6 protein-coding genes are annotated in these 5,365 nt (G+C 47.3%); all 6 read left to right on the top strand.

The genetic code is table 11. The features are described 5' to 3' along the window. Positions 1-681 (top strand): ABC transporter ATP-binding protein (locus tag HP456_RS19315; RefSeq protein WP_172254131.1); only part of this gene is annotated, 681 nt, incomplete at its 5' end. Further along, positions 678-1,658 carry an ABC transporter ATP-binding protein gene (locus HP456_RS19310; protein ID WP_172254129.1) on the top strand — a complete coding sequence of 327 codons (981 nt, stop codon included), beginning with the start codon at positions 678-680 and terminating at the stop codon, positions 1,656-1,658. The genes HP456_RS19315 and HP456_RS19310, both read left to right, overlap by 4 nt. A gap of 69 nt (positions 1,659-1,727) precedes the next feature. Next, complete coding sequence (locus tag HP456_RS19305) at positions 1,728-2,492, top strand: sensor histidine kinase (protein WP_172254127.1); 765 nt, start codon at positions 1,728-1,730, stop codon at positions 2,490-2,492. A 16-nt stretch (positions 2,493-2,508) separates the two neighbouring features. Next, positions 2,509-3,198 carry a response regulator transcription factor gene (locus HP456_RS19300; protein WP_172254125.1) on the top strand — a complete coding sequence of 230 codons (690 nt, stop codon included), beginning with the start codon at positions 2,509-2,511 and terminating at the stop codon, positions 3,196-3,198. Between the two features lie 4 nt (positions 3,199-3,202). After that, positions 3,203-4,504 (top strand): SLC5/6 family protein, encoded by a 1,302-nt coding sequence (locus tag HP456_RS19295; RefSeq protein WP_172254123.1) that lies wholly within the window; start codon positions 3,203-3,205, stop codon positions 4,502-4,504. Positions 4,505-4,657: 153 nt separating this feature from the next. Continuing rightward, positions 4,658-5,365, top strand: a 708-nt coding sequence (locus HP456_RS19290; protein ID WP_172254121.1) for a Dph6-related ATP pyrophosphatase, incomplete at its 3' end; no start/stop codon positions are given.

The raw sequence follows: 5,365 nt of genomic DNA, 5'->3' as shown, positions 1-5,365 counted from the left end.
TTGAACCCTGTCATACCCGTTGGCGAGCAAATCGCAGAAGCCATTCGCATCCATCAAAAGCTCGGCAAGAAGGATGCATGGAAGAAAGCGGTCGACATGCTCGAGTTAGTAGGCATCCCTTCCCCTCAACAACGAGCGAAACAAGAACCGTTTCAGCTTAGCGGCGGGATGAGGCAGCGCGTCATGATTGCCATGGCTCTTGCCTGCAATCCCGAAGTCCTGATTGCCGATGAACCGACAACGGCGTTGGATGTGACGATACAGGCGCAAATACTTGAGCTGATGAAAGACCTGCAGAAAAAACTCAATATGGGCATCATTTTCATCACACATGATTTAGGAGTGGTAGCCGAGCTATGTGACAAAGTAGCGGTCATGTATGCCGGTCAGGTGGTGGAATATAGTTCCACGGAACAATTATTCTCAAATCCGAAACATCCATACACAAACGGACTGATGTCTTCCTTACCGAAATTGTATGAGGACCAGGCAGAACTGGACACGATGCCGGGCAGTGTCCCTTCCCCCTATGAGATGCCGAAGGGCTGCCGTTTCTCTCCCCGCTGTGCATTGGCGACTGCAAGGTGTCATGAGGAAGAACCACAGCTCCATTCCTTGAAGGATGGCAGTCAAATCAGATGTTTCTTATATAACGCCGAGAAAGAGGTGCAGATGACATGACCGCTGTGATGACCGAAAAAAAACCTATTTTAGAAGTGAAGGGCCTCAAGCAGTACTTCCCGATCAAAAGGGAGTCATTGTTCCAGCCGAAACAAGTGGTGAAAGCCGTGGATGACATTACCTTCACACTGCATGAAGGGGAAACCCTCAGTATCGTAGGAGAGTCCGGCTGCGGCAAATCGACAACCGGCCGTGCCATCTTACAGCTGGATAAGCCGACTGAAGGCAGCATTCAATACAAGGGAGTGGAACTGAACAGTCTATCCAAAAAGGAATTAAGAAACATGAGGGGCGATATCCAGGTCATCTTCCAGGATCCGTTCGCTTCACTGAATCCGAGACAAACGGTCAGAAAGATCCTGAAAGAAGCCATGACCATCCAGAAGGTGCTGCCCCCTTCCAAACAAGAGGACCGGATGAAGGAATTATTGGACTATGTCGGCCTTCCGATTACATCGCTGGACCGTCTCCCCCACGAATTCAGCGGCGGACAACGGCAGCGGATCGGAATCGCCCGGGCACTCGCCGTCAATCCGAAAGTGATCATTTGTGATGAAGCTGTATCGGCCCTTGATGTATCCATTCAGGCCCAGATCTTGAATCTGCTCAAGAAACTTCAGAAGGAATTGAAGTTGACGTACCTTTTCATTTCCCATGATCTAAGTGTCGTACGTCATATTTCAGACCGGGTGATTGTGATGTACCTGGGAAAGGTGGTTGAGATCGGGACGAAGCATGAATTGTTCGACAACCCTTCTCACCCTTATACCCAGGCGCTGCTTTCGGCCATCCCGGTGCCAGACTTCTCCAAGAAAAGAGAAAGGATCCTTTTAAAAGGGGATGTACCTTCCCCATTGAATCCGCCTTCCGGGTGCAAGTTTCACACCCGCTGCCCTCTGGCAACGGATTTGTGTAAAGCAGAACTGCCTCCAATGAAAGGGCAGGGGGAACATTTTACAAGATGCCATTATGTCTAAACATATGTTCAGAATCCCAGTTTTCTTATAAAATAGAAAGTACGACTCATCACTATAGGAGTTCTTCTGATGATTACACAGGAAACCTTTTCATTTTATATCATGCTGTCCGTATTAGCCCCAATCATTGGGGCTTTTAGCTTATTATTTCTGTTTCTGTTCGAAAAACGCCTGGATCAGCTGGAGAAAGAAAAGCACGAACTGCTTCTGGAACAGGAACTGCAGGAAGCCAAGTATAATCAATTGAACCAGCAGATCCAGCCCCACTTTTTCTTTAATACACTCAATGTCATCCTGAGCTTGGCGCGGCTGAACCGCAAGGCGGAACTGATTTCCGCCATCGAAGTCCTTTCCAAATACTTTAAGTTTAAATACAAGCAGACAGACCCGTTGATCACGATTGAAGAAGAGATTCAATACACTCGATATTACCTTGACATCCAAAGGCTGCGATTCAGGGACCGATTGGATGTCGTCTGGAGCGTCGAAGAAAGCTGCAAGGCTTCCCTTGTACCTCCTTATCTCCTTCAGACACTGGTCGAAAATGCATTTAAACATGGACTGGAAAAGATTCCAGGTCAAGGGAAACTGATCATCATCCTGAATGAGCAAAGAAACAGAATTTACTTAGAAGTGTGGAACAGTTCGGCAGCGGCATCTGAAAGCCCGGCCCATCAAAGGGATGAAATAGGAGTCGGCTTACTGAATATCCAGAAACGATTGCAAATGCTCTTCCCCGAGGAAGAAATCTTCATTCAACTGAACGAGGAAGCCAAAGGAACAAGCGTCCAGGTTTTCTGGCCGCATACGATTAAAGAAGATACCAGCACGTAATCAAGGAGGGAACGGAATGCACATATTACTCGTTGACGATGAGCCCCTGGAGCTTGAACAGCTCGAATATATGATCCATGAAAAATATCCATACTGGACGATCCACACAGCAGCAGATGCATCACAGGCAGTCAGAATCCTCACCGAATATCCGATCCGCCTTGCGTTACTCGATATTCAGATGCCGGGTAAATCCGGGATTGAACTCGGGATGGAAATGAAGAAGTTCGAACACATCGACATCATTATGGTGACGGCATTCCAATCATTCGATTATGCCCAAGCCTCCCTCAGGCTCGGAGCAAAGGATTATTTGACGAAACCGATCATTGAAGAAGAATTATTTCACGTTCTCGACCAATATAAATTTGCAGCCATTCAGTCCCATATCGTTCAGGAAGCGTTAACCATCATCCATGAACAATACAGCGAGAAACTTTCCCTTACGTCCCTCGCCAGCCAGATCCATATCAACGGAACATACCTCAGCAGAAAGTTTCATGAGGAAATGGGGATCAGCTTCTCTGAATACCTGAATGACTTCAGAGTCCAGGCCGCACAGCGGTTACTGCGGCAGGATACAGAAAAGTCCATCTCATCCATATCTGAAGAGTGCGGGTTCAGCAGCCAGCACTATTTCAGCTCTTTATTCAAGAAGCAGACTGGCTGCACCCCAAGGGAATACCGGATAAGAGAGAAGGTATAAATCAATGAAGCCGCGAACGTATCGTGAATATATACAAGGGACCATCACGTTTGGAGTGGCGTATGGGGTCGTTTCGCTTCTGGCCAGATGGGTGACCGGCAACACCATTTTATCCTCTCCGGAAACACTCGTGAAATACGGACTGCTTGGCGGGGTTGGCTATGCCATGATGGGAGCCATCGCGATCTTTCTATTCGGGTGGATCACCCCCTATATCAGGGAACGATTCCCAAACTCGATGACCCTTGGGGATGTATTGAACGAAAGGCTTAAGGGCCGGTCATACTGGTTCGTCATGTGGGTATTGCTCCTGACAAGCCTGGACTCTCTGCTCATACAAGCTCTCGGTGCAGGTGTGCTGCTCCATTTTCTATTACAAACACCGATCTATGTAGGGTTACTCGTATTCTTTCTATACTGCTTCCTCTTGTCCATAGGGGGAATGAAGCAAATCCATCGCTTCGAGGGAATTCATATCTCATTTATTTTTGCAGCCATCATCCTCATTCCCGTTTATTTCTTTATCCAAAAAGGGATTTTTCCCGTTTACGATGGATTGCTCCTGTATCATCCTTACTTATTATTCATTAAACATAATGAGATCACCCTTTTCATCCTTACTGCCTTTCTGATTGGCTTCGGGCAGGTATTGACCGACAGAGCGAGCTGGCAGCGAATCTACATTATCGAGAAATCCAAGGTGCGGACTTCCTTTATGATGGCGGGACTCATCTGGGCCACCATCCCCCTTGCCTTCACGGCGATTGTCCTGATCGCGGTTTACGGGCAGGGCTTCGAGAACATTTACTCCATCCTGGGTCAGCTCGTGGAGAAAATCGACTCTCTGTTCCTGCTTCTGATCTTTATCGGCTGCTGCTTCAGTGCCATTGCATCGACCGTTAGTGCCGAGCTGCATGCCACCTCGATTTTGATCATTCGTAATATGCTGAACCATAAGATCGACTGGAGTGAGGAACAGCAATTGAAAAAGACCTACATGGTCTCTGGTTTGCTCTCTCTTTCCCTGTTTCTTATCAGCTCGATCTTGTCACCGAGTCTGATGGAACTCATTTTCTTTTTCGCTCAAGTGTATGCAGCCATCATTCCGACAATGCTGGTGGTCATCTTTTATAAACGATTGATTCCTGCGTATGTCCCTTATTGTTCGTTGATCGGTTTAGGGGCGGGACTGCTGTCTCTCTTCCACTATAATTCCATTCAATCGACCTGGATCAGCTTTTTTGTTTCAAGCGGGCTGGCAGTGATATTGCTGGTGGTGAATGAGGTCAAGATTCATAGAAAATGAAATGGATCCGGGTAAAAGAATCGTAAAATAGTCGACTCTTTTTTCTTATCACAGGCTAGTAGAATGTTATTTATAAACGCCCATCATGATAGAATGAAAGAAACGATGGACCAGCTGGAAAAATATAAAAAATCATTTAGGGGGACGACAAGAATGACGGCATCAAAGGAATGGAACAATGGAGTTCGCGGGCATTCATTCATCACTTCATTCAGCGGAGGAAAAGACAGTGTCTTGGCTCTTCACAAAGCATCGAAGGAGGGAGAAGCGATCGGCCTGATAGTGATGCTTGAGGAAGAAGGAAAGCGGTCCAGATCCCACGGGATGCCTCCTGAGCTTATCCGTGCCCAGTCGGAATCGATCGGTTTGCCCGTATTCACAGCAGCTGCCAGTTGGACAGATTATGAAAAAGTCTTCATTACCCTTTTAGAAAGAGCCAAGAAACAAGGGGCAGAAGTGTTAGTAACGGGAGACCTGGATATGCCTGAACACGGCTGCTGGCATGAAAAAGTGGCGCAGCACGCAGGCGTGAAGCTAGGGATGCCTTTGTGGGGAATGAATCATCGTGAAGCTGTCGAAGAATTCATCAATCTGGGATATGTATCCATCGTTGTAACGGTTAATTTATCCCTGGGCATGAGCCGGGATGATTTAGGGCGGACGCTGACCAATGAATACATAAAGGAACTTGAAGTCCGGGGGATCGACCCCTGCGGAGAAGGTGGAGAGTTCCATACCACAGTAGTGGACGGACCGATCTTCAAACATCCTATTCCCGTTTTAAAACGTGAAATTATGAAAGACGGAGAGTATGCCTTTTTGCCATTGGAGCTGGATCATATGGCGGATCGCATTGGAAAG

Origin of the sequence: Bacillus haikouensis (assembly GCF_013179555.1) — a bacterium.
In the GTDB taxonomy this organism is placed as follows: Bacteria; Bacillota; Bacilli; order Bacillales; family Bacillaceae_B; genus Rossellomorea; species Rossellomorea haikouensis_A.
This window is presented reverse-complemented; position numbering and strand designations above follow the sequence as displayed.